General features: G+C 33.2%; 3 protein-coding genes. 2 read left to right on the plus strand and 1 reads right to left on the minus strand.

What is annotated here, in order from left to right; translation table 11 throughout:
* The coding region (locus CDOM16190_RS10450) for a restriction endonuclease subunit S (protein WP_170020776.1) at positions 1-426 on the plus strand (426 nt) is incomplete at its 5' end.
* Between the two features lie 104 nt (positions 427-530).
* Complete coding sequence (locus CDOM16190_RS10455; protein ID WP_170020778.1) at positions 531-734, plus strand: hypothetical protein; 204 nt, start codon at positions 531-533, stop codon at positions 732-734.
* Positions 735-802: 68 nt separating this feature from the next.
* Here the strand turns inward: CDOM16190_RS10455 and CDOM16190_RS10460 are convergent.
* Positions 803-2808, minus strand: a 2006-nt coding sequence (locus CDOM16190_RS10460) for a hypothetical protein (RefSeq protein WP_170020780.1), incomplete at its 5' end; no start/stop codon positions are given.

The following is a 2808-nucleotide window of genomic DNA, read 5'->3' on the forward strand; positions in this document are numbered from 1 at the left end:
ATCGTCAAATATATAGAACAAAATGGTGATGGTATTGCTAAAACTTTCGAAGGTAATTCAATTACAGTTGATATGTTTTGCAATGCTTTCTATCAACCAAAAGAATTTTACGCAGTTAGCCACGGTCGAGTAAATATTTTAACACCTTTATTTGAAGAAATGGATTGTAAAATTGGATTATTTATAGCTACATTAATAAATAAAGAAAGATATAGATTCTCTTATGGCAGAGCAGTATATAATAGTGTAATTTCAAAACTAAAAATTAATTTGCCAATAGAATATGACGAGAACAATAATCCTAAATTAGACGAAAAAGCACAATATTCTGACCATAAATACATTCCTGATTTCAAGCTCATGAAAGAATATATAGAAAGTTTAGATTATGGAACATCTTTAAATATAGAAAATGAACAAAAATAGCAAAACTTTAAAAAGAATATTATTCTTTTTAAAAAATCAAAAAAAGAAATATTATATTTATATTTCTTTTTTTGTGCATTTGCTACATAATAGCGGATATTTTAATGCTTATTTTTAACCATAATAATCCTGCCAAATCAAGACTTCGCACAATACATGCAATACATGAGATAATAACGCATATGCACTCTATTTTTTCAATAGCAATAAAAGACGACTACATACATAAAGACCCAAGCTTTGGTCTAGCAGATAAATTTTTATCAGCTCACAAATTTGCTCAAAAACATGATTTAAACACTAATTAATATAAATAAAAATTGAGAGTCAAATGCTCCGATTTTTATAAGATCGGAGCATTTAGAACTATAAACTATTACACTAAATCAGTATTGATGGTTTGATCTATTTTAATAATAACAGTTTCACCACTTGGTTGTAATTGCGTTGAGTATTGATCAGGTTCACCTACACTTCCAGATGTCTTAGTCCATTCAGAACTATCGGTTTTGCTTACTAAGTCATCACTACCACCTTTTATAGTAAGGATTTCTGAGCCATTGGCTTTATTTACATCCAATACATCTTGTGCAGTTATATTTAGCTTTGCGCCATCTACTTGTGATAAATCAATGGATTTTATATTTTTATCCACTGATGATATGTTTGATAGATCGATAGTTTTGCTACCTTCCATACTCTCTATGATTAGATCTCCACCATTATTGGTAATGATAGTATCATCACCAGCACCTCCTTGTTGCTGCTGGCCTGTTATAGTTGATTTGTTGCCGTCTGTGATTATAGTATCGTTACCGCCTCCTGCGTCAATACCGCCTATAATTGTGGAATTTTCTACTCCTATAGTATCGTTACCTTGTTTAGAATCAATTCCATCTCCTAAAATAGCAGCTTTATTTTGCTCTTCAAATTTAGAGTTGCCTACTGTGGAATCTACTACCTTGACAGTATCATTACCGCCTCCACCTTCAATACCACCTTGAATTATGGAGTTATTTTTTATCTCTATAATATCGTTTCCATCTTTGAAGTTACTTCCATCTCCAAAGACGACAGAACTAGCCTCATTTTTAAATTGAGGGTTTGCTCCTATTGTGGAATTATCTATTACTATAGTATCATTACCGCCTTCTCCCAATATTTTAAATCCTACTTTAGAATCTTTAACCGTAATCTTAGAATCCGAATAATGTCCCGCATATATAGTGCCATGCACAGTAGACTTATCTAAGGTTATCTCCCTATCTCCCAGTCCGTTTAAGTCTATCGTTTTATTAACTGTTGAATTTTTTATAGTTACATTTACATTTCCTGCGAAATCATGATTATCAGTAGTATCTCCTTTTTCAATAATCTCTCGCTCTATTCCGCTTCTGACGTGACCTTCTACTATAGTTCCGCCGGATATGTCTACTTTTCCTGCTCCTTTGCCGGCTTCTACGTTTCCTTTTACAGCTGCTTTATCTAGAGTTATTTCATCATCTCCTTCTCTACCATAGATATTTTTTTCCACAGTAGCATTGTTTACGGTTATAGTATCCTTACCGTCTCCACTATTTATATTACCTGCGACGCTTCCTTTGTTTGTAATATTTATTGTATCATCGCCTGCGTTAGTAAATATATTTCCTTTTACCTCAGTGCTAGCACCGTCTACATTTACAGTATCTTCTCCGTCTCCGGTATTAATATCCTTAAGTACTTTAGCACCGTTTTTTAAGGTTACTTTATCATCTCCTGTTCCTGTAGATACAAAATCTACCGATACGTTGTCTATTGTAATATCGTCACTATTATCGCCGCCAAATACTCTCGGAGGAGTTTGTCCATCCTCCAATACCACTACTTTTTTGCCTGTATATTCGGCATTATCTTTATTGGCTTCATTTGTTACAACAAGATCTTTTGCATCATCAGAACCAATGATTAGTGTTTTATCATTATTTATATACCAGCCATCTTCTAAAGTAAATTCTCCACTAGGAACCTTTAAATAAGCTTTATTAAACTCTGTTTGATTCTCACCTTTTTTTACTGTTTTTAGTTCTAGTTCAGGGTTCGGTTGAAGCTTGTTAGCAAGCCAAGGAGATAAATTTGATTGATCGACTACGTTAAAATTACTATCTGCTGCCACAGAACTTGACTTATCATTATCAAATACGCTATTTAAAGCTTCAAAATAATTAGTAGTATTGCCTCCTATAGTCACTGTAGAGTTATCAGCCAAAGTTGAGCCCTCTATATTAGCCTTATTATCAGTTAATACTGAATCGGCATTATATTTTGACATCTCTCTTACATAAACGGAAGACGGTAACTCAATTTCTGTTACTGTTCCAGGAGTTGGCGGAGTTGTTGTAT

Origin of the sequence: Campylobacter sp. RM16190 (genome assembly GCF_012978835.1) — a bacterium.
Taxonomy (GTDB): domain Bacteria; phylum Campylobacterota; class Campylobacteria; order Campylobacterales; family Campylobacteraceae; genus Campylobacter_A.

Excerpts from the sequence above, each read along its gene's own strand:
- CDOM16190_RS10455 (WP_170020778.1), top strand. The coding sequence starts at position 531 with ATGCTTATTTTTAACCATAATAATCCTGCCAAATCAAGACTTCGCACA.